The organism is Microvirgula aerodenitrificans DSM 15089, from assembly GCF_000620105.1.
Lineage (GTDB): Bacteria > Pseudomonadota > Gammaproteobacteria > Burkholderiales > Aquaspirillaceae > Microvirgula > Microvirgula aerodenitrificans.
Window position 1 is genome coordinate 1 of the sequence record NZ_JHVK01000033.1, and the last position, 23,499, is coordinate 23,499.

19 protein-coding genes and 4 pseudogenes are annotated in these 23,499 nt (G+C 56.2%); 14 read left to right on the forward strand and 9 right to left on the reverse strand.

Going from position 1 to position 23,499, the window contains the following annotated elements; all coding sequences use genetic code 11:
* Positions 1–372, reverse strand: a pseudogene (locus Q352_RS21685) (IS3 family transposase); the annotation flags it as partial.
* On the opposite strand from Q352_RS21685, the gene Q352_RS21690 reads away from it, so the two are divergent.
* The gene (locus Q352_RS21690; protein WP_444542979.1) at positions 310–561 is read left to right on the forward strand and encodes a DUF736 domain-containing protein; all 252 of its coding nucleotides are present in this window, start codon (positions 310–312) and stop codon (positions 559–561) included. The pseudogene Q352_RS21685 and the gene Q352_RS21690 sit on opposite strands and share 63 nt — an antisense overlap.
* A 231-nt stretch (positions 562–792) precedes the next feature.
* Here the strand turns inward: Q352_RS21690 and Q352_RS22965 are convergent, their stop codons facing one another.
* The 7 genes and pseudogenes from Q352_RS22965 to Q352_RS24465 all read right to left on the reverse strand — a co-directional run bounded on the left by Q352_RS22965 (position 793) and on the right by Q352_RS24465 (position 6,997).
* Positions 793–1,158 carry an MmcQ/YjbR family DNA-binding protein gene (locus Q352_RS22965; protein WP_084300295.1) on the reverse strand — a complete coding sequence of 122 codons (366 nt, stop codon included), beginning with the start codon at positions 1,156–1,158 and terminating at the stop codon, positions 793–795.
* 187 nt (positions 1,159–1,345) lie between these two features.
* A pseudogene (locus Q352_RS24460) lies at positions 1,346–2,014 on the reverse strand (integrase core domain-containing protein).
* Between the two features lie 117 nt (positions 2,015–2,131).
* Positions 2,132–3,772 carry a methyl-accepting chemotaxis protein gene (locus tag Q352_RS0116610; protein ID WP_028500296.1) on the reverse strand — a complete coding sequence of 547 codons (1,641 nt, stop codon included), beginning with the start codon at positions 3,770–3,772 and terminating at the stop codon, positions 2,132–2,134.
* A gap of 29 nt (positions 3,773–3,801) precedes the next feature.
* On the reverse strand, positions 3,802–4,677 hold the full coding sequence (locus tag Q352_RS22975; protein WP_084300297.1) for a LysR family transcriptional regulator: 876 nt from the start codon (positions 4,675–4,677) through the stop codon (positions 3,802–3,804).
* Between the two features lie 478 nt (positions 4,678–5,155).
* Positions 5,156–5,968 carry an IS3 family transposase gene (locus tag Q352_RS0116620; RefSeq protein ID WP_169735663.1) on the reverse strand — a complete coding sequence of 271 codons (813 nt, stop codon included), beginning with the start codon at positions 5,966–5,968 and terminating at the stop codon, positions 5,156–5,158.
* A 5-nt stretch (positions 5,969–5,973) separates the two neighbouring features.
* Positions 5,974–6,288, reverse strand: a complete 315-nt coding sequence (locus tag Q352_RS0116625; protein WP_028500298.1) for a DUF1153 domain-containing protein — start codon at positions 6,286–6,288, stop codon at positions 5,974–5,976.
* Between the two features lie 415 nt (positions 6,289–6,703).
* Positions 6,704–6,997 (reverse strand): IS66 family transposase zinc-finger binding domain-containing protein, encoded by a 294-nt coding sequence (locus Q352_RS24465; protein ID WP_084300299.1) that lies wholly within the window; start codon positions 6,995–6,997, stop codon positions 6,704–6,706.
* 309 nt (positions 6,998–7,306) lie between these two features.
* Here Q352_RS24465 and Q352_RS0116630 point away from each other — a divergent pair, with 309 nt between their 5' ends.
* From Q352_RS0116630 to Q352_RS22985, 4 genes and pseudogenes are all read left to right on the forward strand, one after another.
* Positions 7,307–8,935 carry a methyl-accepting chemotaxis protein gene (locus tag Q352_RS0116630; protein WP_028500299.1) on the forward strand — a complete coding sequence of 543 codons (1,629 nt, stop codon included), beginning with the start codon at positions 7,307–7,309 and terminating at the stop codon, positions 8,933–8,935.
* 364 nt (positions 8,936–9,299) lie between these two features.
* Positions 9,300–10,325: a DUF3829 domain-containing protein gene (locus tag Q352_RS0116635; RefSeq protein WP_169735662.1), complete on the forward strand. Its 1,026-nt coding sequence runs from the start codon at positions 9,300–9,302 to the stop codon at positions 10,323–10,325.
* 185 nt (positions 10,326–10,510) lie between these two features.
* Positions 10,511–12,124, forward strand: coding sequence for a methyl-accepting chemotaxis protein (locus tag Q352_RS0116640; RefSeq protein WP_028500301.1), 1,614 nt, complete (start codon positions 10,511–10,513; stop codon positions 12,122–12,124).
* A gap of 48 nt (positions 12,125–12,172) precedes the next feature.
* A pseudogene (locus Q352_RS22985) lies at positions 12,173–12,739 on the forward strand (IS3 family transposase); the annotation flags it as partial.
* Between the two features lie 480 nt (positions 12,740–13,219).
* Here Q352_RS22985 and Q352_RS0116650 read toward each other — a convergent pair.
* Complete coding sequence (locus Q352_RS0116650; protein WP_211249642.1) at positions 13,220–14,563, reverse strand: OprD family outer membrane porin; 1,344 nt, start codon at positions 14,561–14,563, stop codon at positions 13,220–13,222.
* A gap of 198 nt (positions 14,564–14,761) precedes the next feature.
* On the opposite strand from Q352_RS0116650, the gene Q352_RS0116655 reads away from it, so the two are divergent.
* The 9 genes and pseudogenes from Q352_RS0116655 to Q352_RS0116695 all read left to right on the forward strand — a co-directional run.
* Positions 14,762–15,862, forward strand: a complete 1,101-nt coding sequence (locus Q352_RS0116655; protein ID WP_028500303.1) for an ABC transporter substrate-binding protein — start codon at positions 14,762–14,764, stop codon at positions 15,860–15,862.
* A gap of 71 nt (positions 15,863–15,933) precedes the next feature.
* Entirely contained in the window at positions 15,934–16,986 is a 1,053-nt protein-coding gene (locus Q352_RS0116660) for a FecCD family ABC transporter permease (protein ID WP_028500304.1), read from the forward strand.
* Positions 16,979–17,758, forward strand: a complete 780-nt coding sequence (locus Q352_RS0116665; RefSeq protein ID WP_028500305.1) for an ABC transporter ATP-binding protein — start codon at positions 16,979–16,981, stop codon at positions 17,756–17,758. Before Q352_RS0116660 ends, Q352_RS0116665 begins: the two co-directional genes overlap by 8 nt.
* The gene (locus Q352_RS0116670) at positions 17,755–18,201 is read left to right on the forward strand and encodes a plastocyanin/azurin family copper-binding protein (protein WP_112692821.1); all 447 of its coding nucleotides are present in this window, start codon (positions 17,755–17,757) and stop codon (positions 18,199–18,201) included. The genes Q352_RS0116665 and Q352_RS0116670 overlap by 4 nt, the downstream gene beginning before the upstream one ends.
* Positions 18,202–18,204: 3 nt before the next feature.
* Positions 18,205–19,422, forward strand: a complete 1,218-nt coding sequence (locus Q352_RS0116675) for an MFS transporter (protein ID WP_028500307.1) — start codon at positions 18,205–18,207, stop codon at positions 19,420–19,422.
* Between the two features lie 607 nt (positions 19,423–20,029).
* Positions 20,030–21,145 (forward strand): ABC transporter substrate-binding protein, encoded by a 1,116-nt coding sequence (locus Q352_RS0116680; RefSeq protein ID WP_036386805.1) that lies wholly within the window; start codon positions 20,030–20,032, stop codon positions 21,143–21,145.
* The gene (locus tag Q352_RS0116685) at positions 21,142–22,185 is read left to right on the forward strand and encodes a FecCD family ABC transporter permease (RefSeq protein WP_028500309.1); all 1,044 of its coding nucleotides are present in this window, start codon (positions 21,142–21,144) and stop codon (positions 22,183–22,185) included. The genes Q352_RS0116680 and Q352_RS0116685 overlap by 4 nt, the downstream gene beginning before the upstream one ends.
* A complete protein-coding gene (locus tag Q352_RS21700) occupies positions 22,182–22,982 on the forward strand; it encodes an ABC transporter ATP-binding protein (RefSeq protein ID WP_036386811.1) in 801 nt (266 codons plus the stop codon). The genes Q352_RS0116685 and Q352_RS21700 overlap by 4 nt, the downstream gene beginning before the upstream one ends.
* Positions 22,983–23,224: 242 nt before the next feature.
* Positions 23,225–23,482 (forward strand): annotated as a pseudogene (locus Q352_RS0116695) (transposase); the annotation flags it as partial.
* Between the last annotated feature and the right edge of the window lie 17 nt (positions 23,483–23,499).

Consider the following 23,499-nt stretch of genomic DNA (forward strand, 5'->3'; position numbering starts at 1 on the left):
GAACACGTCTGAGCGGGCCAGATCGCGGGTTTTGTAGATCCGTTTGCGGATACGCTCCTTCTTCAGGCTGCTGAAGAACGACTCCGCCACCGCATCATCCCAGCAGTTGCCGCGACGGCTCATGCTGGGCTCCAGGTTATGGGACTGGCAAAAGCGGCGCCAATCGTCGCTGCCGTACTGAGAACCCTGATCCGAATGAACCAGGACCCGGCCGGAGGGTTTGCGGCGCCACAGCGCCATCAACAAGGCATCGAGCGCCAGTTCGCGGCTCAAGGTCGGCTTCATCGACCAGCCCACCACCTTGCGCGAGTGCAGGTCGATCACTACCGCCAGATACAGCCAGCCCTGCCAGGTGCGGATGTCGGTCAGCTCCGCACCCTGACCCTCAACGTCAAAGTCAAGCTGGTTCCCAACGACAAGGGCGAGAGCGAAAGCGCCCCTGACTTCCGCCTGCAGGCGACCGGCCGCGACTTCGGAGCGGCGTGGAAGAAAACCAGCGAGGCCGGGCAGGATTACCTGTCGGTGGCCATCGACGATCCTTCGTTCCCGGCAACGGTCTAAGCCCGCCTGATCGAAGGCGAGAACGGCACGCGCGACCTGATCTGGTCGCGCAGCAAGCCCAAGACGGCCTGATGACCGCATACCATGCACAGGGTTTCGGCGGTTGCTTCATGCCCGGAATATCCAGGGTAGGCATCGCATTGGCGATGCCCGAATGGTTCGACCTTAGTAGCAGCAGACACTGGATGGCATGTTGGCGGATTACTGCGGTAATTCGTAGAACAAAAGCCGTCAATCATGCTTAGTAAGGAGGTAACTGTCGTCGATCAGTTCAAAAATTTCTTTCTCTGGAACCGTGTTATCGAGAAGTACAGTAAGCCAGTGCTCTTTGTTCATGTGATACGCAGGTAGATACCCATGTTTTAGACGCAAGGAACCCACGATTTCTGGCCTACACTTCACGTTCACTACGTCAACGCTATCCGTTCCCTCAAGTCCGAGCTTGTTTCTGGGAACATTCATCAAGAGAGCAAACCATTTATCCGTTCCATGGTGCCTAAGCGCTGCATAGCTTGGATATTGGCTCCAAGGGTAGTCTGGCCCTACCTGATACTTGTTATTGACGTAATTAACGACTGCTATTTTTGAGCTTGGCATCTTGTTTCCTTTAATCAGATGAGATCACAGAAAAAGCTGTAAACCCACACAGAATCAACCGATAGGTTTCATCAGCGCGCATTTCGTTTTTCATCTTACACCGCCGGGCTTTCGGGCTTCGCCCTATGCCGCCAATGGCGTCATGTCCATTCGGCTTTAATCCCTCACGCCTGTGACCTTTTCCCAACTAGCCGAGCGGTCTAAGCTGGAGATTTCCGGCTTCAAGATGGGCTAGCCGGAACTCGCAGGGAGTCCGGTCGCTCAGCGAACTGTGCGGCCTGAATTCGTTGTAATCCTGCCGCCAACGCTCGATTTTGTCACGCGCGTCAGCCAGCGACAGAAACCAATGCACGTTCAGGCACTTATCCCGCAGACTGCCGTTGAACGATTCGATGAAGGCATTATCCGTGGGTTTCCCGGGCCGCGAGAAGTCCAGCGTGACGTCTTCTCGCGGATTCGCTGCCGCTTGGCGCGATCGTCACGAGGGTGAGGGCAATAAAAACAAGTGCCTTGCCACAGTTGAACGACAGTGGTGGCGCGGCGAATGCTGACATCAGGAAGTTGGCCAGCTCGCGTTTGCGAACCGGCTTCACAGCTTTTTCTGGATGACTTCCTGCAGCATCTGCTTGTCCAGGCTCAGGTCGGCTACCATGCGCTTGAGCCGGGCATTCGCTTCTTCCAACTGCTTCAAGCGGCGCAGCTCGCTGACGCCGAGGCCACCGTACTTCTTCTTCCAGTTGTAGAAGGTGGCCTTGGAGATGCCCATCTTGCGGCAGACCTCTGCGACCGTGGTGCCCGACTCAGCCTGGCGCAGCGCGAAGGCAATCTGCTCTTCCGTGAGCTTCGATTTTTTCATGACAAATCTCCTGCCCGGATGGGCTCAGATTTTCCAGAAACCTCTACTTCTCACCGCTACGGTTTTTCGGGAGGAGGTCATATGACCTTCCCCTTTACCTGAAAACCGGCTTGTTGCTCAGGTCCGGAACTGGCCGATGGTGGTCAGCATCCGCTGTGCCTGCCCGTTCAGGTTGGCTGCCGTCGCCGAATTGCTTTCAGAGCTGGAATGGCTTTCCTCTGCCATCTGTGCCACGCGCTCAATTTGTTGAGCAATATTGGTGCTCGCGGTCGATTGCTCTCGCATCGAGTTTGAAATCTCGACAATCTGTTCAACCGTACCGTGGGTGCGCTCCAGTATGCGGTTAATTGCTTCAGTGGCCTGGCTGCCTGTCTCTACCCCTGCTTCGACCTGGCTTACCACTGTTTGCATGGAAGCTACCGTTTGGTTGGCGTCGCTTTGCATCGAGGCTATGGTGCCAGTGATCTCCTGAGTTGATGCCGCAGTACGTTCTGCCAGTTTTCGTACCTCGTCGGCCACCACGGCAAAGCCACGACCACTTTCACCGGCCCGGGCTGCTTCGATAGCGGCATTGAGAGCCAGAAGATTGGTTTGTTCCGCGATATCCTTGATGACACTGACTACCGTGCCGATTGAGGTGGTTTTTTCTTCCAACTGGGTAATTTGTAGCGCGGCAAGTTTGACGCTATCCGAGGTACTGCGAATCATATCGATGGTTTCATTGATGATGGTGGCTCCCCGCTCGGCTTCTTTTCCCGCCTCGTGCGCCCGTTGATCTGCCTGAGCGGAACGATCTGCGACATGGCTGATACTGACCGTCATCTGCTCGACGGCTGCTGACATATTGGAAGTAGACTCGCTGACCTGCTCGACGGCCTGTGTCATCTGAACGGATGAACCCGCCACTTCGGTGGCATGACCCCCTACCGTGCTACCGATCTGGCTGAGTTCGGTAAAGCTGGTCTGCAGCATTTGTAACAGCTGATTAAAGCAAGTGGCAATGCGGGCAATTTCATCTTTACCGTTGTCGCTGACACGCAGGGTCAAATCACGATCAGTGGTAATGGCAGTAATCTTTTCTTCAAACTGGTTAATTGAATGCTTGATGCTTGATGCCACCCACAAGCTGGAAAAAGTAATGATTGCCAGCAGAATAAAACCCATCGCCATTAATGTCCATTTTGCTCCATCTTGGGTCTGTACGGCTTTTGTCCCCAATTGATAAGCTAGGTTCTTGTTGAACTGAACAATTTTTTTCAGCAAGTTGTCCGTTTGTACGGCGGCAGGGGTAAGTATTGTTGCAATATATTTCAGCTCAGCCTCATCTTGTGCTGCTTTGTCATGGGGATTAGCCGCTTGCACTCTTATTGCTGTAAATGCAGGAATAAGCGCCTCCCATTTTTTTACGGAGGCAATCGCTGCATCTATATTGGTGCGATCTTCCTCGTTGGTAATCAATGTGCTTTTGTATTGTTCCAGATTTCCAAGTAGTGCCGTGATTTTTTCGCCTGCTGCTGTCAGCGCTTTTTTATTGCTCGTTTCGCCTATGGAGGAAACAGAAAGAAGTATTTGGCGCCTAGCCTCCTGAAATTCCCCACGAATATTTTCAGCTGCAACCAGCGATGGCAATGCATTTTCGTTTATTGCTACAACCCGGCTTTCAATTTCAGCCATTTGTGAGTGAAGCACCCACAGCATGGCCGCGAGGCCTATAAAGCTGATCAGTGCTAATCCGTAAAGCTTCGTGGATATTTTCATTGTTACTTTCCTTGGCCGTTCTGGCTTGCTTACCCAATTGTGGTCATTCTTGCTACGGCATAATTAAATACCGCTTTTTCTCCGGCTGACAATTTTTTGTTGTTTGGATATGCAGCATAAAGCTCTTCATCACAGGTTTGGCACTGAGGGAGAATTTTCACGATTTTTCTGGAAGTAAGATTTACGCTTTGCTCACTGATGATAGCAATGCCAAGACCTTGCTCTGCTGCATCAATGATTCCAGAAATGGAGTTGGTGGTGAAGCGGCTTTTTATTCTGACAGGAAGAGAAATACCGTTATATGGCAAAAGCACATTAATTGATTTTCCGCCCCCCCTGTAAATGCAGTTATGATTTGCTAGGTCTTCTGGTGTTGCTGGCGTGCCATGCTGATCCAGATAAGCTTCACTGGCATAAAAACCTGATGCAAGATTGCAGATTTTATGAGTTGTGCAATTTTTTATTTCTGTTTTTTTGTTCGTGAGGAGAAGCTTGATTGGTGAATGATCAAAATCAGGCAAATCATCAGAGACATGAATGTTAAGTTCCAGTTCAGGGTAAAATTTCAGCAGATCGAAAAAAAAGCTTTTTTGAAATATTTCAAAAAAGCTTATGGGAACCTGGATATGAACTTTTTCGCTTGAGCGTTGCTTGCCAGAGCGGATAAAGTTTATAGCCGTATCAAGACTGTCGATATTAACGCCGCTCCATTTGTAAAGACGTTCGCCATCTGGTGTGCAAGATAGTGATCGGGTTGAACGAGTCAACAATGGTGTGCCCAGTTTAATTTCTAGCCCGCTTAATCGCCGACCTAGTGTATTGGCGGGTATGCCGAGCTGTTTGCTGGCCTTTGAGAAATTTCCAGCACGAACGATTTGAACAAAGAGTGAGATATCGTCAAACATGGTGTTTGTATCGAGTGATCAATTCTGGTTGGAAATAATTCGCAGCTTAAAGATGATTTTCTTTATGCCCAAACATTAGCTTGCCATGATAGTACCTCATGGGGTTTTGATTGAAAATTGTTGAAACTGGATGAGAGATCTCCACTATGACGAGGAATGATCATAGCGAAATTTTATAAAAAATGGTGTTGTGTTTGATTTTTTTGATTAACATCAATGAGGAAATTTTTTACCTTTAGTTTGCTATCTGTTCGGTTAAAAAAACAGGTTGATTGGGGCACTGTCCATAACGTGCTCTGTAGATAGGGCCACATTTGTTATCTGTTCATTAGTGTTGGTACATTCGTCCATCAATGGAGTATGGCTGACAAAAAGTAAGCTCCTGCTCAAGGCCGTCTTGTCGGGGGCTATCTTTTGTGACGAGGGATCCGCTCAGGCAGTGCCCTGCATTGTAATGACCCAGCGAAACCTGCTCAGGTTAAACGGCTAAAGCAAACGCTTCAGCCGGGGTTTTCATCCCGAGTGCCTGATGAGGGCGGCGGGTGTTGTAGAAGCGTATCCAGTCGCTGATGACACGGCTTGCGTGCTGCAAGGTCTCAAAGCGATGACGATGCGCGCATTGCTCCTTGAACGTACGGATGACCCGCTCGACCATGCCGTTCTGCTGTGGGCAATGCGGCGTGATGAACTCCTGGCGCAGGCCATAGCTGCGTACCAGTGCGGTATAGCTGCGAGAGGTAAAAACCAGGCCGTTATCCGAGCGCAGCAGGAACGGCTCGGGCACGCGACCCAGCGTCCCGAAGCGGGCGATCAGCGCATGCTCCAGGGCTGCGCCGGCGGTACAAGCCCGGCCGCTGCGGGACAGATGCCAGCCCAGCAGCTCACGGGTGTGGCAATCGATCACCAGAGCCAGAGTGGTCCAGTCATCACGCCCGGCCCATACCCGGCACAGGTCCGTGGACCAGCGCTCGTTGGGCCGCATCGCCACCGACGGCAGTGCCTGGATGCGCGGCCGGAACCCTACCGGTCGTTTCCTGACCTGCCAGCCCATCAGCTGGAAGATGCGCTGCACCGTGTTCTTGTTGAACCCCAGCAGGTACGCCACCGTCCGGTAGCCGAATGAAGGCACCTCCTCGATCAATGACTTGATCGGTACGCTGAATTTCGGATCGACTTTCGGAGCGGCCTTGACTGGCTTGTAGTACACCGTGCGGCGCGGGACATCGAACCAGCGACACAGCTTCGTGATCGGGACGATAAAGCCCTCGGCCTGCAGTCCCTGACGGATCATCTCGATCACTTCTCGTCCTCGCCCAACAGGGACTGCAATTTTTTTCTGGCGCGCAACTCCAGCATGGCTTCGCCGTAAGCCTCTTGCAAATCCTTGATCTGCCGTTCGTACTGTTCCTTGATGTCCAGCGGGTTGGCCCGCAGGGCATTCTCCATGCCCCGCTTGCCATCATCGACCCATTGCTCGACCTCCGAGGGAGACAGATCATAGGCACGGCTGGCCTCGGCCACCGTGGTCTTGCCCTGGATGATATCCAGCACCAGCGCGCTCTTGCGCCTGGCCGTCCACCGCTTGATATCTTCTTCCATCTTCACGCTCACCGTCTGTTTCCTTGATTATGGCGTGAGCAGGTTTTTACTGGGTTATTACAGGGCAGCAGCTCCTGCAGCCAGTCATGCAGGACTAGTAGGCAGGATTGGCTGTGTGCTTGCCGTTGTGTCCGCGGGCTGGCGCGAATCGAGTTTTCTATGTCGCATAGTGCCCCGGTAATCCCCCCCAATCTGTTCGAGTGTTTCCCGCGTGATGTCGGTTGGGCGTGCGATATGCAAATCATAAAACTTGCTTCGCACGTGCACCTAGCACCCTGTTTCCAGAATCTCACCGTCCCTGTACAGTTCGTTTAAGCTGGCGTAGGCATCGGCCAGCAGGATGCCTTGAAGTCCTTCAGATGGATTTGCAGGTGCAGGCCTTTTCGGTCGGGTGAGTAGGCAAATCAGACACCTGGCGGGGTGTCGTCTACGGCTGTCCGGTCATCCCGCACATAGGTCCATAGCCGGTCGGCCCGGGTTTTGCCGGTACAGCGGTAGATGACCGCCATGCTTGCCCATCAGCCGTGCGCCAGCAGGCCCGGATCGGCAAAGCTCCGGGCAAACGGACGGGAGGGGCTGCGGTCTGGGTGATGCAGCCGCAGCAGGCGTAGTGGGGGCGTACATGGCGCACGACGCGGACGCTGGGCGGGACGTATTTCAGCACTTTGGCGCTGTCTTCGCCGATCCAGTGCCAGTCGCCGCCACTCTCGGGACAGACCAATCCCCGCTTCTGGTATCCCCGTTGTCAATTAGCAATCTGTGTTGGGTACGGAAGGGGCAAGAGGTCACTAGTAAAGCATTTTATACCAATGACATTTATTTATTTAAATAAATATATTTGGCATATATCGGGGATTAAAAAAATTGAATAAGCCGCTTAGATAATCGCCCTCTCTTTGCAGTACTGTTGCGCTAAGCTTGCCCTAGTTTCATTATCCCAAGTGGGCAAGATCTGATATGCGTAGAAATACTGAAGTACTTGCCCCTGGAACGGGAATCGGCGTAGCTAAAACCAAATTTGAGTGCAATCATGAATTTTTTTGACAACATCTCCATGCGGGCAAAGTTTATTGTCAACTTCCTCGCCAGTGCTAGCATACTGATTGCTGCCATTTTTTTCTGCATCTGGCAGATTCGCATCATCGGTCAGAATACTGATGCCATTGCGAGCAACTGGTTGCCGTCGGTACAGGCTGCAGGAGAAATCAGCCAGCTGCGGCTGCGCTATCGCGTTCGCAGTCTTGAATTCATGCAGCCGAATACGCCAGAGGAGCATGCAAAAATTGCTGGTTCGATGACTGAGCTGAATGGAAAGCTGGAGCAGGCTTTTAAGAAATATGAGCCGCTGATCAGCAGTGCAGAGGAGAAACAGGCCTATGACGGGGCAGTAGCAGCTGCTGTCGGCTATCGTGAGGTCGTTCAGCAGGCGGTTCACCTGATGCAGTCCGGAAAAGAAGATGAAGCGCGGGTCTTGAGCAAGGGGGAGTGGACCAAGCGTGCCAACCTACTGCGTGACCAAACCGATGCACTGATCAGGATCAACGCTGATGGCGCCAAGGGGGCTGCAGCAGTGGCGGCTGAGAGCGCTGCAGCCGGTATCCGGGATGCACTGGTGGCGCTGCTGCTCGGGGTCGTGATGGCGCTGGCACTGTCCTGGCTATTTGCTAGGAGGGTCACAACCCGCTTGGGCCAGACCATCGTAGCGGCGCAGGCTATATCCAGCGGCGAACTCGATACCACCTTGCCACCCAGCAGCCGGGATGAGGTGGGCAAGCTCATTGATGCGATGGGCAGCATGCAGATCAGTTTGCGTGCCATTATCAAACAGATCTCGCAGTCGGCCGGCCAATTGGCACATACAGCGCACAGCATGACTGAACAAATGGAGCGACTGGAGCAGGCTTCTAGTGCTGCTAACGAGTCGACCTCGTCGGCCGCTGCCGCAATCGAGCAACTATCGGTCAGCATTGACCACGTGTCCGCGAATGCCCGTGAAACTGAGGTTGACTCGCGTGATGTGGCCGAGCTAGCACAGCGGGGTCGGACCACCGCGCACGATGTATCGGCTAGTATTCTGTCCATTTCCGGCGAAATCAGTACGGCATCGACCCAAGTTGTATCGCTGGCGGAACGCACGCGCAATATTAGCGGCATTGCCGACACCATCCGTGATATCGCTGACCAGACAAACCTGCTGGCGCTGAATGCTGCGATCGAAGCTGCTCGCGCAGGCGAGGCGGGGCGAGGATTCGCGGTGGTAGCAGATGAAGTCCGTAAGCTGGCCGAGCGTACCGCGCTGGCCACTAACGAGATCTCTAGCATTATCCAGGCTGTAGTCAAGGAAACGGCGACGGTCTCCGAGGTCATGGATCATGTGAATCCGATGGTCGAAGCCGGGGTCTCCCAGGTAAACCAGCTAACAGCTTCGCTGGGTGATATCGACGACCGCATGGAGCGTGCGCTGGAGCGTTTCCGCAACGTGGCAGAAGCGGTGACTGAGCAGAGCCAGGCCGGCACCAATCTGGCCGGTGACGTTGAACGGGTGGTGGGCGTGGTCGAGGAGACCCAGTCGACGGTTCAGTTTACTCGCGAGGCAGCGCGGCAACTTGAATCGCTGGCGCTTGGCTTGCAGAAGGAAGTTGCTCGCTTCTCGATCTGACGCATTCTCAGTTTTTTTCAGGTGTCGGGCGCGCTTTGCCGGGATTTCGGGGAGGCGCGCCGTCGTTTTCGTAACCGTCTTTTCTGCCCGAATAACGTGCTATCTCCCGGGATTTCCAACGTTATGACGATATCAAATATGCTTTCGTGTTGCGTTGCGGTGTGCTGAGTGCCATATGACTTGACCGTCTGATGCGGGCATAAATCGTGATTATTAGCAGTGAATTAGGTAGAATTTTTTGCACACGGTCGGAGTCTGTATTTTTTTGGCCCGTCGGCGATTTTTTGAGCCCATTCTGGCTCTGCCGCCTCACGCCGATATCGCTATCCGTGTGATGTCATTATTTCAATAAATGGAAAATTCCGTGAAGATTACTGCAAAAATTGTAGCTATCAGTGTGGTTGCATTGGGAGTGTTTGTTTACAAACTGGATGTATTGCCATCATTCAACAATGTCGTTTCGTCTTCGGTATCCACACCGGGGCAGTCACCCGAAGACGAGGCACAGCAAGCCAAAATGGAACCGTTTATCCAGTGCATCAATGAGGTCGATTCCATCTGGGGTGAGCGTTACCAGATTTATCGTGGGATGTATGCAGACTTTGTACGCGGCGGTCCCACGCCCAATCTTCGCGCCCGCTTCTACCTGACCATGCATGGCGACCGCTATCAGGGGGCCAAGACCTGCATTGCCGGTCTGGAAAAGGGCATCAAGGCAACGCCGGCCGATCCGGAACTCGACAAGGCCGGTGAGGCCTATCTGCAGACCTTGCGCGAACTGCTACCGCTGATTACGGAACTCGACACCTACTACGACCAGCAGTCCTATCGCGACGACAACAAGGCGAGGGCCAAGGCGCTGGACGAACAGATCGGATCGCTGTTCGAGCGCCTGTTCTCGGCCTCGTCACAGATGCATAAGATCATCAGCGGCCGCAATCTGGATATGCAACGCAAGATGCTGGCAGCCATGGAGAAGGAAACCGGCAAGGACATCTGGTGGCAGACCGAAAATGTGATGCTGCAGGCCCGTGTCGCCGTCGATGCTATCGAGTCGCTGTCGACGTCGGGCAAGATGTCCGCAGAGAGCGTGCAGGTGGTCGAAACCGTTTATACTAAGGCTTATGAAGAGGCCAAGGCATATGGCGCAGCCAACCGGCCTGCTGCAGGAACTGCCAAGACGGCTGCAGACCCGTTCTGGTTTGACATTGCCAGCACCGCCGACAGCCTCGCATTGTCGATCAAGACCCTGCGGCGCGATCAGGGAGACGGCAAAAAGAACGTATCGCGTGATCTGGACGATATAACCCGCAGCTTCAACCGGCTGGTCGAGCGCTACAATGAGCGCAACCAGATGCGTCAGCGCTATATTGCGTCGACCGGAAGATAAGCGACAGCGCCGTGCCGGATGCCAGAGGCGCCGGCCGGCACAATTTGATTCACTGCAACGAGATGGTTTTTCGGGAGGGGGCAAGGGCGCCGTAATAATCACAACAAACAGCTCATGTCTGTAATGGATACTCCGATAAACACTACGGGTTTACTTGAACACCGTCATACCAGACAGGGCATACCATGCGCGTTTCCACCCGACTCATTGTCATTCTTCTTGCGAGCTTTCTCGGCCTGCTGTTGCTAGCGGGCTTCTCTCTCTACAGCATCCGGAGCGCGCTTTCCCACGAAAAAGAAACGTTCATCGTCAGCCAACTGAAAGCAGCGGAAGGCATCCTCAAGCACTATGCTGACCAGGAAAAGCTGGGCAAGCTCACCCTGGCGGAAGCCCAGGCCCGTGCAGCGCAGACGCTGAACATGATGAAGTACGACGATTTCTATTACTTCGCCCGCACCCGAGACAACGTGCTGGTCGTACATACCAAGGCCGAGCGCATCGGCAAGGTCGATACCGGCAGTAAACTTCCCGATGGGCGCACCACGGTCGACGCCTATAATGACGCGCTGAAGGGCGGCGTGACCTACGGGCTGACCGAGATCCTGACATCGCGCAAGGGCAGCACGCAGGAGTTGCCGAAACTCAATGGCGTCTTCCGCTTTGAGCCGTGGGGCTGGGTGGTGGGCACCGGCATGTTTACCGACGACATCGCCAAAACCTTCTGGGCCAGCGCGTGGGTGCTGCTGGGCATCGGTTTCGCCGTGCTGGTTGTGGTTGCCGGTCTGGCGCTGACTATGTCGCGGCAGATCGTCGGTGCACTCGGTGGCGAACCAGCCTATGCGGTTCAGGTAGTCGAGGCGATTGCCGGCGGCAATCTGTCCACCGAGATCCAGACCCGCGGTAAGCCGCACAGCCTTCTGGCTGTCATGCGTACCATGCAGACCAGTCTGCGCGGCATGATTGAACAAATCTCTCTGTCGTCCCGGCAACTGGCTGAGACTGCACGCAGCATGAATGAGCAGATGGGCAAGCTGGATGTCGCATCGACGGCGGCCAACGAATCGACCTCTTCGGCAGCGGCGGCCATTGAGCAACTGTCGGTCAGTATCGATCACATATCCGAGAACGCACGGGAAACCGAGGTCGATTCGCACGGTGTAGCCGAACTCGCCCAGCAGGGCCGGACCGTCGCCCATGACGTGTCGGAAAGCATTCGCTCGATTTCCGGTGAGATTGGTGCCGCATCAAGCCAAGTGGTGTTGCTGGCCGAGCGCACGAGCAATATCAGCGGTATTGCCGATACCATCCGTGATATTGCTGACCAGACAAATCTGCTGGCGCTGAATGCGGCGATTGAAGCTGCACGTGCAGGAGAGGCGGGGCGAGGATTTGCCGTGGTTGCGGACGAAGTACGCAAGCTGGCAGAGCGAACGGCGCAGGCGACTAACGAAATTTCCACCATTATCCAGGCTGTAGTCAAGGAAACGGCGACTGTCTCCGAGGTCATGGATCATGTGAATCCGATGGTTGTGGCCGGGGTCACCCAGGTAAACCAGTTGGCCTCCGCTCTCGGCGAAATCAATGACCGTATGAGCCGGACTTTGGCTCGCTTCCGAAGTGTTGCGGAAGCGGTTGCAGAGCAGAGCCAAGCCGGCACCAATCTGGCAGGCGACGTCGAGCGCGTAGTCGGCGTGGTTGAAGAAACTCAGTCGACAGTGCAATTCTCGCGCGCAGCAGCCAGCCAGCTCGAATCGCTGGCGCTTGGCCTGCAGAGGGAAGTTTCTCGCTTCTCGGTCTGACGCACTCTCGGCTTTTTTCAGGAATTAGGGGGCGGATCACTTTGCTAAGGACCAGACATGAAGTATCCATTCATCTCCCGTCATCGGACGGTCTGGTCGGTCAGTGATTTATGTCTGGCGTTGGGCGTGTCGCGTAGTGGCTTCTACGAATGGCATGACCGCTCGCCAAGTGCTCGCCAGTGTGCCAATGAGCGGCTGATCAGCCGTGTCCGGGAGAGCTTCCAGGCGAGTGATTGCACCTATGGCAGCCCCCGAGTATGGCGTGATTTGCGCAATTGGGGTGAACGCTGTGGCCGACATCGCGTGGCACGGCTGATGCGGGGGGCCAAGCTGGTGGCACGGTCCAGGCGGCGCCGCTGCCCCACGGATACGGGGCCTCGCTCTGCGCACATGATCGCCGCCAATCTACTGGACAGGGACTTTACGGCCAGCGCCCCCAACCAGAAGTGGGTCGCAGACTTCACCTATGTCTGGACAGCAGAAGGCTAGCTCTACGTGGCTGCGGTGATGGATTTGTATTCGCGCCGCATCGTCGGCTGGTCGATGAAAGCCAACATGACCTCGCAATTGGTGACCGATGCGTTGATGATGGCGTTGCATCGTCGAGGCCGTCCGCTGTCATTTTCAGAAGGCAACTGCACGGAATGTCAGGAGCCGATTGCACTGCAAGTACCGACAAACTCCTCACTGTTTGCTGGCTGGCAAGCAAAACGTCATTTTGTTATTTCGACTATTGTTGTATTGTTAACGTGTGGAAAAAACACAGCCACCACGATCTTTGAATCGCTGTCATCTGGCTTGCGGCTGGATGTGTACCGGCTTCTGGTGCGATAGGGCACTGAGGGCAACGAGCACGTGCGAGGCGAATCCACTTGTGCTGCAGGTTGGCGTTGATACCGTGCGACAGCGTTACCGCGGCAATCGAGGCGTCGGGCTGGGTACACTAGGCGACGATTCGGGCCTTGAGGGATTTGGGATAAGAACGCCGTTGGCGTAAAGAGGAGAGATCAGTCTTCGGCATGGTGTCCACCAAAAAGAGGTGGACACTAAGCAGGACTGAACATGGCCTCAAGAGGCGTTGGCCGGGCGCTTACCTTACAGCGACAGCGGGAACTCCACGCCCAGACGAACCTGATCAATGTTGTATTCGCCCTGCTTCCGGTGCGCTTCGTTGTTGCGGTGCACGCTGTAGCGGACGTGGAAGGCCAGGCCTTTGGCCGCGCCGTCCCTGACCGTGTAGCGTACGAGCATGTCGCGTTCCCAGTGCTTGCCGTCCTTGCCATAGTAGGCATAGGCACCCCGGGGGTCGGCCTTCGAGCCATCGATATCACTGCCGCGCGTGTAGCCGATGCTGGCGCTTAGGCCGGGGGAGAACCATTCGCCAAGATCTACTTCGTATTTAGTTTGCCACGAGGCTTCGTGCGGCCCATTGAAGTCGGATATCTGCATTGCATTGTCCAGCCAGATAGAGCCGCGGTTCACATAGTCGAACGGAGTGTCACCATGGACTTTCTGGTAGCCGATGCCGAATTTGTGTGCACCTAACGCATAGGTGCTCATCAAACTCCAAGTCGTGTTATCCACTTTGCCAGCATAGGCACTGCCAGTGTCCGTATTGCGGTAGATATTGAGGTTGTAGGACAGCGATTGTCTGTTGGCCAGTTGCCAGCTATAGGTGCTGCCAAGGTAATAGGTATTCCAAAAGTCCTCGAAATTGCCCGCGTAGGCCGTCAGGCTGAGGGCCTTTATTGGAGCACTCCAGGTACCGCCAACAAAGCTGAACGAATCCCCGCTCCGGGTTGCGCGCGTAATGTAGTTGGCGCGCAGCGGATTGTCGTTCCGGCGGGCCGTGCGGTCAGACCAGCCGGTAAAGTGACCGGCCTGCAGCGACAGATCCGGAATGTTCTTGCTGGTCAGCAGCCAGCCTGTGTTCGTTTCGGGCAGCAAGCGTGTATCGGACGAGTTGAAGATCGGGTTTTTTGTGCGCATCTCGCCATATTTCAACGTGGTGGACGATGCGCGGATCTTGACTGCCGCGCCAGCGCGTCCGTAGTCGTCCATAGATTCGCCGTCTGCCTCGGTCGGCAAATAGCGCTCACGGCCATTGTGGATGTTGTCGCGGTTCAGGTTGACGGCGCCGTATGCATGGGCATCCACCCCGAAACCGACAATCCCCTGTGTAAACCCGGACTGATACGTTGCCATCAGCCCGTAGCCGGCTTCTACAGCCTGGTCGCTGTAGACCTTCAGCTTGCGATTGTAGAAGCGGTCGCCATGCCGGTAGTCGAGCCCCTCGTACAGGGCACGATTCAGGATCTGCAGGCTTTGTCCTTCGAGCAGCCCTTCGGCCTTGTCCTGCTCGACTGTTGCATGGACGGGAAGGGCGCACAGCAATGTCATGGCGGCAGCGCATGGCGCCAGTTTCCGGTTTTTTTTCATCAGGTTTTTTCACCTTGCGGATCGGCGCCCGGTGGCACCCGTTGGTTGTGAAAGCGGCAAACGATGGCCTGGCATGAGTCAAGCCAAACAGGAATGCCTCTTTGTTGTTAGTCTGTCTAGTACATCATGACGATGAGTTTGACACAGATTCTCATTTTAATGATAATAATTGTCATTGTTAATTGAAAAATTATTCACATGCAAATCCAAACCGCGCTCTCTTCCGTGCTGCTGGTCACGTCGCTCGGGCTGTCCTCTTTCGCACACGCTGCGCCGCAGGTCGTCAAGGATGTACTCGGTCGCCAGGTCAGAGTGGATCTGCCGGCCAAGCGCGTTGTGCTGGCGTTTTACTTCGAGGATTACATGGCGATCGGTGGCGAAAAGGCGTTCGACAAGGTGGTCGGGATTTCGCGCGAGGCCTGGGAGGGCTGGCGTCCGGCCAACTGGGCGCTGTTCACGGCCCATCGGCCGTCCCTGAAAACCCTGCCCGATGTGGGCGAAGTCGAGGTGCAGACCTTCTCGGTGGAAAAGGTGTTGGCGCTGAAGCCGGACGTAGTGGTGCTGGCCGACTGGCAATACAAGGGCTTGGGGCCGGATGTGAAGCGTCTGGAGGATGCCGGACTGCCGGTTGTGGTGGTCGACTACAACATGGAACTGCCGGCCAATCACTACGCGAGCACGCTGCTGCTCGGCAAGATCGCCGGTGACGAAAAGCGCGCGAAACAGGTGGCAAACGAGTACAGGCACGCAGTCGACCAGGTGCAGTCGCGCATTGCCAAAGCCAGGCTGCCAAAGCCACGCTTCTATGTCGAATTCGGCAACAAGGGCCCGGCCGAATACAGCTTCACTTACGGCAAGGGCATGTGGGGTCCGCTGGGCGCACTGGCCGGCGGCGACAATATTGCCGCACCGTTCGTCGAATGGTACGGACCGATGAATCCCGAGAAGGTGCTGGCTTCGCAGCCCGATGTGGTCTTTGTCGCCGGCACCGAGTCGACCAGGAACCCGACGTCGATGCTGATCGGGCAGGGCGTGGACCGCAAGCTGGCTGCCCAACGGCTGACGGCGTTTACCCAGCGCAACGGCTGGAGCAATCTGCCAGCGGTCAAGAACAAGCGTGTGTACGGCGTCTATCAGGGCGCCTCGCGCACGGTGATGGATTACACCATGGTGCAGTTCATGGCCAAGGCGATGTATCCGGACCTGTTCCGGGACATCAACCCGGAAGCCAATTACCTGAACTTCTATAGGCGCTATCTGCCGGTTGCCGCCAACGGCACGTTCACCGTCGGTATGTAATCCCGCCCTTCAACGGACAGGCGGCACAAGGCCTGCCTGTCCGTCAGCCATGGCATTTCCGGACCGGTTCCATGAATGATTCACTCGTGCTGGACGCGGCGCTGTTGCGACAGCGTCAACGCGAATACCGCCGCAAGCGGTTTCTACTGCTTTTCATCCTGCTGATTTTCGGCAGCCTGCTGCTGGATGTCGCCACCGGGCCTTCGCTGCTCGGGCTGGAAGACGTGCTGGTTACCCTGCTGTCCCCGTACTCTGCCGACCCGATGACCCGGGCCATCGTCATGGACATGCGCCTGCCGATTGCGCTGATGGCGTTGGCAGTGGGCGCTGCGCTCGGGCTCGGCGGCGCGCAGATGCAGACCCTGCTCGATAACCCGCTGGCCAGCCCGTATACCCTGGGTCTGGCTGCCGCTGCAGGCCTCGGTGCCGCACTGGCGCTCCACAGCGGAGGTTTCGGCCTGCCGCCGCTGATTGCCATCCCGATTGGCGCCTTTGTCTGCTGCATGCTAGCGGCCAGCCTGTTGTTTGGCCTTGCGCTGATGCGCCATGTCAGCAGCCAGACCATCATCCTGGCCGGAATCGCGCTGCTGTTCCTGTTCCAGTCGCTGCTGTCCCTGCTGCAGTTCATGTCCTCGCCAGAGCTGAGTCAGCAGATCCTCTTCTGGCTGTTTGGCAGCCTGATGCGCACCACCTGGAGTTCACTGCTGATCACCACCTGTGTGACAGCCCTCTGTGCCGTGATGCTGTATCGCGATGCGTGGAAGCTGACCTGCCTGCGGCTCGGCGAGGCGCGTGCGCGCAGCCTGGGGGTGGACGTCACTCGCCTGCGGCTGAAAACGCTGATCCTGGTTGCGCTGATGACAGCGACCGCCATCAGCTTCGTCGGCATCATCGGCTTTATCGGTCTGGTGGCCCCGCATATCGCACGCATGCTGATCGGTGAGGACCAGCGCTACCTGATCCCGCTGTCGGCCCTGTGCGGCGCCTGCATGCTGTCCACTGCCTCGGTGCTGTCAAAGTCCATCGTGCCGGGAGCCCTGTTCCCTATCGGCATCGTGACCGCCCTGATCGGCGTGCCGTTCTTTATCTGGCTGATCCTCGGGAAGGGGCGCAAGCGTGCTTGAACTCGACAACCTGACGCTGTCCATTGGCGGACAGACGCTGGTCCGCGACCTGAGTCTGCAACTGGCTCCCGGCCAGCTTCACGTGGTCATCGGCCCCAATGGCACGGGGAAGACCAGCCTGCTTCGCGCGTTGTTCGGCGAATTGCCGCTGCAGCGCGGTGATGTCTGCCTGCGGGGCAAGCGTCTGTCGCGGTTACGCGGCAATCACTGGCGCAGCCTGTTCGGCTACATGCCACAGAACACGCAGCTGGATCTTGATCTCAGCGTGCTGGAAGCGGTGGTGCTCGGGCGGCTGGACAGCCTCAGCATGCGGCTTTCCGATGAGGACATCCTTGCAGCACTGGCTGCGCTGAAAGTGCTCGGCATTGTGCATCTGGCCGACCAGTCAATGCATGCGCTTAGCGGCGGGCAGCGCCAGATGGTGCTGTTTGCCCAGGTCCTGCTGCGCGATCCGCAGGTCATGATGTTAGACGAGCCGGTCAGCGCGCTCGACCTCCAGCACCAGTCCCACCTGATGGAACACCTTTATCGCCAGACCCGAAGCCAGAGCTGGGTCAGCATCGTGGTGCTGCACGACCTGAACCTGGCTGCGCAGTTCGCCGACCGGTTGATCGTGCTGGCCGATGGTCGCCTGCAGGCTTTCGGTCCGCCTGAGGATGTGCTCGATGCCGCACTGATCAGCCGCCTCTACCGGGTCCCGGTGGAAGTCCACCGGGGCACCGACGGCAAACCCTATATACGAACCCTCAGACAAGCGAACCCGACACCATGACCCTGATTCAGAAAACCCTGCTGGCCCTGACGGCAAGCTGCTGCCTGAGCCCGCCCGTTCTTGCCGCCGAACATGTGGTGCGCATGCTGAACGCCGGCGACGGTGGCAGCATGATCTTCGAACCGGCCTTCGTCCATGCCCGACCCGGAGATACTGTACGCTTCGAGCCGGCCAATACCGGTCACTATGTGCGCAGCCTGGCTACCCCGGCCGGCGTGGCGCCGTGGAACAGTCAGGAAGACCAGCCGTATGCTGCGACGCTTGACCAGCCGGGACTGTACTTCTATGTCTGCCCGCCGCATCTGATGATGGGCATGATCGGCCTGATCCAGGTCGGCGAGGCGAGCAACCGTGATGCGGTCAGCGAGATCATGAAGTCCAGCAAGGGCCGCATGTACAGCAACAGTCAGCGTGTGGATGAATTGCTGGGACAGGTCCGGTAACCCATGCTGTGGTGTGCGGCGTTGCAAGGCTGGCGGGCGCTGAGCCCTGCTGCCCGGATGCTGGTGGGCAACGGCCTGGCTTTCAATCTGGGTTTCTACATGATGATGCCTTTTCTGGCACAGCATCTTGGGGCGCTGGGTCTGACCGGCTGGGCGAGCGGACTGGTGATGGGCATGCGAGTGTTCAGCCAGCAGGGACTGTTCCTGCTTGGCGGCATGCTTGGCGATCGTCTCGGCTACCGGCCGGCCATTCTCCTCGGCTGCCTGATTCGCAGTGCTGGCTTCGTGCTGCTAGGCTGGGCGGTATCATTGCCGGTGCTGTTCGTGGCCGCCTTTCTGACAGGTTTTGCCGGCGCGCTATTCACGCCATGCGCCCATGCCTTCCTGGCGGCCGAATGCCGTAATGATGCCCATCGTCGGCAGGCATTCGCCCTGCACAATCTGGTTAGCGAGGCCGGCATGCTGCTGGGGCCGCTGGTCGGTATGCTGCTGACCGGCATCAGCTATGCGGTCACCGGGCTGGCGGCTGGCGGGATTTTCCTGCTGCTGACCATCCTGCAGTGGCGTTGGCTGCCGCGCGATCCGGTTGATCCGGCCCGGCGTGAGCAGGGCGTCCTTGCCCAGTGGTCAGCCATGATCCGTAACCGGGCCTTCATGGCATTCACTCTGCTGGCCGCCTGCTATCAACTGCTTTTTCATCAGCTGTATCTGGCCGTGCCGGCCTATATCGGCAGCCATGGGTACGACACCGGCCTACTGAGCGGCGTATTCACCTTGTCGGCGCTGATTGGCGTCACGCTGCAACTGCCGGCCAGCGAACTGGTCCGGCGCCGGCTTGGTGTGGCGTGGGCGATGGGACTGGGGCTGGGGCTGATGGGGATGAGCTATCTGCTCCTGCCGTTGCTCGCGGCCTGGCCTGTCACGGCGGCATTGCTGCAGGCGGCTTGCCTGTCGCTCGGGTCCATTCTGTGTTTCCCGCTGTTTGCCGCGTTTCTGCCTTCCTTCGCTGACAGTCGGGCTCTCGGCGGACATTACGGTTTTTATGCGAGCGTTGGCGGTTGTGTGGCACTTATCGGTAACGTGGCGGTGGGCTTTGCTCTTGGTGAGGGGGGGCGTGTTCCGCCTCTGTGGCTGTGGCTGGTGCTGGCGGCCTGCGGTATGCTAGCGGGGGGGCTGCTGTTCCGTCTGGTCAGAAGGTGGGATGCCTCCTCCTCTTTATGAATATCGCACCTTTGCCCCTGCTGCTGCGCAATCTTTCGACCAAGTGCGTATTGCCCGGGGCTATTTTTGCGGCAAGTGGTCAGATTGTGCCTTGCTTCTTCGATACCAGATTCTAGGCCAGCCAGTACGCAAGCGAGCAGCTACGGATGCGGCTGACGGATTTCAAGATAGTGTGCAACATGGGAAAACGTTGAGACTGCGCCATGAAGAGCATTAAAGAGCTAGCAGTAAGGTTTGCGGGCTCTCCGGTCCTCAAATGGATGTCTGACCGAGCTGTTTTACTGCATGGAACGTTTCTATAGCCTATGGTGCCTGCACTCAACGCAGGGGTACGTCCACTGTAGTTAGAAGCAACAGCTTATCTGGTTAAAAACCTTGCACTGAAGTATGGGGCAATTCCATCCACGTACTCCCCCCGCTTTTTTACCTGTCATATTGGCTCTCTCTTGCATAATAAAATTTTCTTTATTTTTCACAACTAGCAAGATCTGTTCCTTGCTAAGCCTGTATTCTCCCAATGTAGTTGGGATGTGACAATTTGTCGCAGTTGTTCGTGGTGCTACTCACCTAAAATGACTGGCTTGATTAAAAGAGTAGGAAAAATTCGATGCTGAAACGGGGCTGCTTTTCTTGCTGGATATTGAGTGCATCACTGGCGCTGGGAGCAGTCGGAGCCTGGGCCAAGCCGCAAACAGTAACCGATGTGCTAGGACGAAAAATCACCGTCGACGTGCCCGCCAAACGGGTTGTGTTGGGCTTCAACTTCGAGGAATTTACTGCGGTGGCTGGTGCTGGTGCCTGGAAACACGTAGTAGGCATCAGTAAAACTGGGTGGGCTGGCTGGCGAAGTGGCAATTGGAGCCGCTACATCGAGGTTATTCCTAACCTGAAAGTCATGCCGGATGTCGGTTTTACCGACGACAACACATTTAGTGCAGAAAAAGTGATTGCCCTGAAGCCAGATGTTCTGATCTTGCCGGAGTGGAGCTATAGCTCTCTGGGGCACGCAGCTGAGCAATTTTCTGCCGCAGGCATCCCGGTCGTAGTCATCGACTACAATGCCCAGACATTGGCCAAGCACTTGGCAAGCACCCGAGTCCTCGGCGCTGTAATGGGTAACGGTGCCCGTGCCGAAGAGTTGGCCAAACTGTACGAACAGAAGTACAACGATATCATGAGGCGTGTGGCCATGGCTCATCCGGCCAGAAAGCCGAAGGTTTACGTTGAACTGGGACGCGACGGTGCCGACACTATCGGCAACACCTACCGCGACACCATGTGGGGCAAAATCATCGACACTGTCGGCGGCAATAACCTTGCGAACGGGCAGATCGCTGGCAGTTGGGGCCCACTAAACCCAGAGCTGGTACTGGCAGCTAACCCGGATTATGTCTTTATCGCCGGTTCATCCTGGAGCAATCGCCCCAAAGCAGTGAGACTGGGCTACGCCTCCAATGATGCCACTGCTCGTTCGACTTTGGCTCCCTATGCGCGCCGCGCCGGCTGGGGAGATCTGTCAGCAGTGAAGAACAACCATATTTACGCGTTTGACCATGGCCTTTGCCGTACTCTGTTTGATTTTACTGCTATCCAGTTCATCGCTAAACAGTTGTATCCGGCCCAATTCGCAGATGTAGATCCCGTGGCCGAACTACGCCGCTATCACAAACGTTATCTGCCGGTGAAATACAGCGGCAGCTGGATGGTGTCCCTAAAACCATGAGTACACTGGCATTAACATTGGCCCATGAGCAGCGACGAAGCACCCGACGCCTGCTTGTACTACTGGCGGGTTCTGTGGCTCTCTTCGCCTCCCTCGTCCTTGATGTGGCTACAGGCCCAGCCTTATTGGCACCGCTCAAGGTGCTGCAGGCGCTAATCGGTGGTGAGGTAGATCGGGCGACTGCAGTCATCGTACATAGTATCCGTCTGCCGGTGGCGCTGATGGCCTTGGTTGTTGGAGCAGCCTTGGGTCTGTCCGGTGCAATCATGCAGACCGTGCTAAACAACCCGCTCGCTAGTAGTTACACGCTGGGAATTTCGGCTGGTGCCGGTTTCGGAGCGGCTCTAGTGATCGTACTGGGTACGGCCTTGCCGATGCCGGAAACCTTGGCCATGCCGCTGGCGGCCTTTCTATTTGCCGGGCTTGCCTGCGGGGCTGTACTTCTGATCGGCAGCGTCAAAGGGGGAGGGGCCGACGCGTTCGTATTGGCTGGCATCGCGCTGTTGTTCCTATTTCAGGCGCTGCTGTCGCTGCTACAGTACCTAGCCTCGCCCGAGGCTCTACAGCAAATCGTGTTCTGGCTGTTTGGCAGCCTGTACAAGGCTACTTGGTCCAAGCTGACTACCGTTGCCATCACCCTAGGGGGGAGCTTTCCACTTCTGCTGCGCGATGCTTGGGCACTGACGGCATTGCGCCTATCGGACGAGCGGGCCCGCAGTCTGGGTGTCAACGTACCAGCCCTGCGGCTGCGGGCACTAGCTATGGTATCGGTGCTGACCGGTGCTGCAGTGGCGTTTGTCGGTACCATTGGTTTTATCGGCCTCATCGCCCCGCATATTTCACGTTTCTTGGTCGGCGAAGACCACCGTTTCCTGCTGCCAGGTTCTGCTCTTGCTGGGGCGCTGCTACTGTCGGCTGCTTCAGTGGCGGGCAAGCTTATTTCTCCTGGTGCACTGATCCCGATCGGCATCGTCACAGCCACGCTTGGTGTGCCATTCTTCCTGCTGCTGATCTTGCGTTCAAAAACGAGGTACTGGTGAATATCACAACCCAAGGGCTCTCGGTCGAACTGGGAGGACTGCGTGTTCTGCACGACATCAGCTTCAGCGCTCATGCTGGTAGCATTACTACCCTGATTGGCCCGAATGGCTCCGGTAAAACCACCTTGCTGCGTGCGTTAGCTGGCTTATTGCCTCACACAGGCCAGGTGCTACAGGATGGTATCGTTCGTTCCCCAACCCGAAAGGCCATGCTATCGCCAGCTATCGGCTATCTGCCCCAAGATTGTGCGTGCAATAGTTCACTCAGTATCTTGGAAGTTGTGCTCATGGGGCGTTTGACACGGCTGGGCTTGAGTGTAAACGAGCCTGACCGGGAAGCTGCTTGTCGGGTCCTTGATGAGCTGGGCTTGCTACCCCTTGCGAGTAGGGCGATAGGTAGCCTAAGTGGTGGGCAAAGGCAGATGGTCTTTCTGGCTCAAGCCTTGGCACGCGAGCCGAGGCTCCTGCTACTGGACGAGCCAATCAGCGCACTCGATATACAGCACCAGTTACAAGTGCTGGAGATGATTGGCGTTCTGACTCGACAACGGAACCTGACTACGTTGTTGATATTGCACGATCTGAATGCAGCATTACGGCATGCTGACCAAGCCGTTCTGCTCCGGCAGGGTAGAGTGCTAGCATCTGGTCCAGTACACACCGTGTTGCAACCTGCCCAAGTGGGAGAGGTTTTTGGGGTGGAGATGATAACGGCCTTGGCTAGCGATGGGGTGCCGGTGCTGGTCGCTCGTAGGCAAAAGCAGGGTTTGAACAAAATAGCGCAGGTTGATAATTAGCACTCTTATCTATCCAGGATAATGTAGCCATTAATAGCAGCCGGCACGGGCTACTTGCAGTAAACGGTACATGGTTGTCAGCTGCCAAGTATGTCGATGCCCGTTCATGAAGCGGTACCTTACTCGGATTTACTGGCAAAGTAACGTGTGGATTTTTATAATATCTTTCTCTTCTTCTGTGTGACCTTCCCCCCTGCAGGTATGCCAAGCATAAGTTAGCATGAAGGCCAAAGGAGCCTCTCATGCGGAAGTCTCGATTCACTGAAGCGCAAGTCATCGCCGTCCTGAAGGAAGCGGAGGCCGGTCTTCCGGTCACGGAGCTGTGCCGCAAGCATGGTATTTCTGATGCCACCTTCTACAACTGGCGCAACAAGTTTGGCGGTATGGAGGTGTCAGAAGCCAAACGACTGAAACAGCTGGAGGAAGAGAACGCCCGATTGAAACGTCTGGTCGCCAATCAGGCACTCGACATCGAAATGCTGAAGGAAGTCCTCGGAAAAAACTGATTCGGCCTGCA

Excerpts from the sequence above, each read along its gene's own strand:
- Q352_RS22965 (WP_084300295.1), bottom strand. The coding sequence starts at position 1,158 with ATGCCAAGCTCAAAAATAGCAGTCGTTAATTACGTCAATAACAAGTAT.
- Q352_RS0116610 (WP_028500296.1), bottom strand. The coding sequence starts at position 3,772 with ATGAAAATATCCACGAAGCTTTACGGATTAGCACTGATCAGCTTTATA.
- Q352_RS22975 (WP_084300297.1), bottom strand. The coding sequence starts at position 4,677 with ATGTTTGACGATATCTCACTCTTTGTTCAAATCGTTCGTGCTGGAAAT.
- Q352_RS0116620 (WP_169735663.1), bottom strand. The coding sequence starts at position 5,968 with ATGATCCGTCAGGGACTGCAGGCCGAGGGCTTTATCGTCCCGATCACG.
- Q352_RS0116630 (WP_028500299.1), top strand. The coding sequence starts at position 7,307 with ATGAATTTTTTTGACAACATCTCCATGCGGGCAAAGTTTATTGTCAAC.
- Q352_RS0116640 (WP_028500301.1), top strand. The coding sequence starts at position 10,511 with ATGCGCGTTTCCACCCGACTCATTGTCATTCTTCTTGCGAGCTTTCTC.
- Q352_RS0116650 (WP_211249642.1), bottom strand. The coding sequence starts at position 14,563 with ATGAAAAAAAACCGGAAACTGGCGCCATGCGCTGCCGCCATGACATTG.
- Q352_RS0116655 (WP_028500303.1), top strand. The coding sequence starts at position 14,762 with ATGCAAATCCAAACCGCGCTCTCTTCCGTGCTGCTGGTCACGTCGCTC.
- Q352_RS0116660 (WP_028500304.1), top strand. The coding sequence starts at position 15,934 with ATGAATGATTCACTCGTGCTGGACGCGGCGCTGTTGCGACAGCGTCAA.
- Q352_RS0116670 (WP_112692821.1), top strand. The coding sequence starts at position 17,755 with ATGACCCTGATTCAGAAAACCCTGCTGGCCCTGACGGCAAGCTGCTGC.
- Q352_RS0116675 (WP_028500307.1), top strand. The coding sequence starts at position 18,205 with ATGCTGTGGTGTGCGGCGTTGCAAGGCTGGCGGGCGCTGAGCCCTGCT.
- Q352_RS0116680 (WP_036386805.1), top strand. The coding sequence starts at position 20,030 with ATGCTGAAACGGGGCTGCTTTTCTTGCTGGATATTGAGTGCATCACTG.
- Q352_RS0116685 (WP_028500309.1), top strand. The coding sequence starts at position 21,142 with ATGAGTACACTGGCATTAACATTGGCCCATGAGCAGCGACGAAGCACC.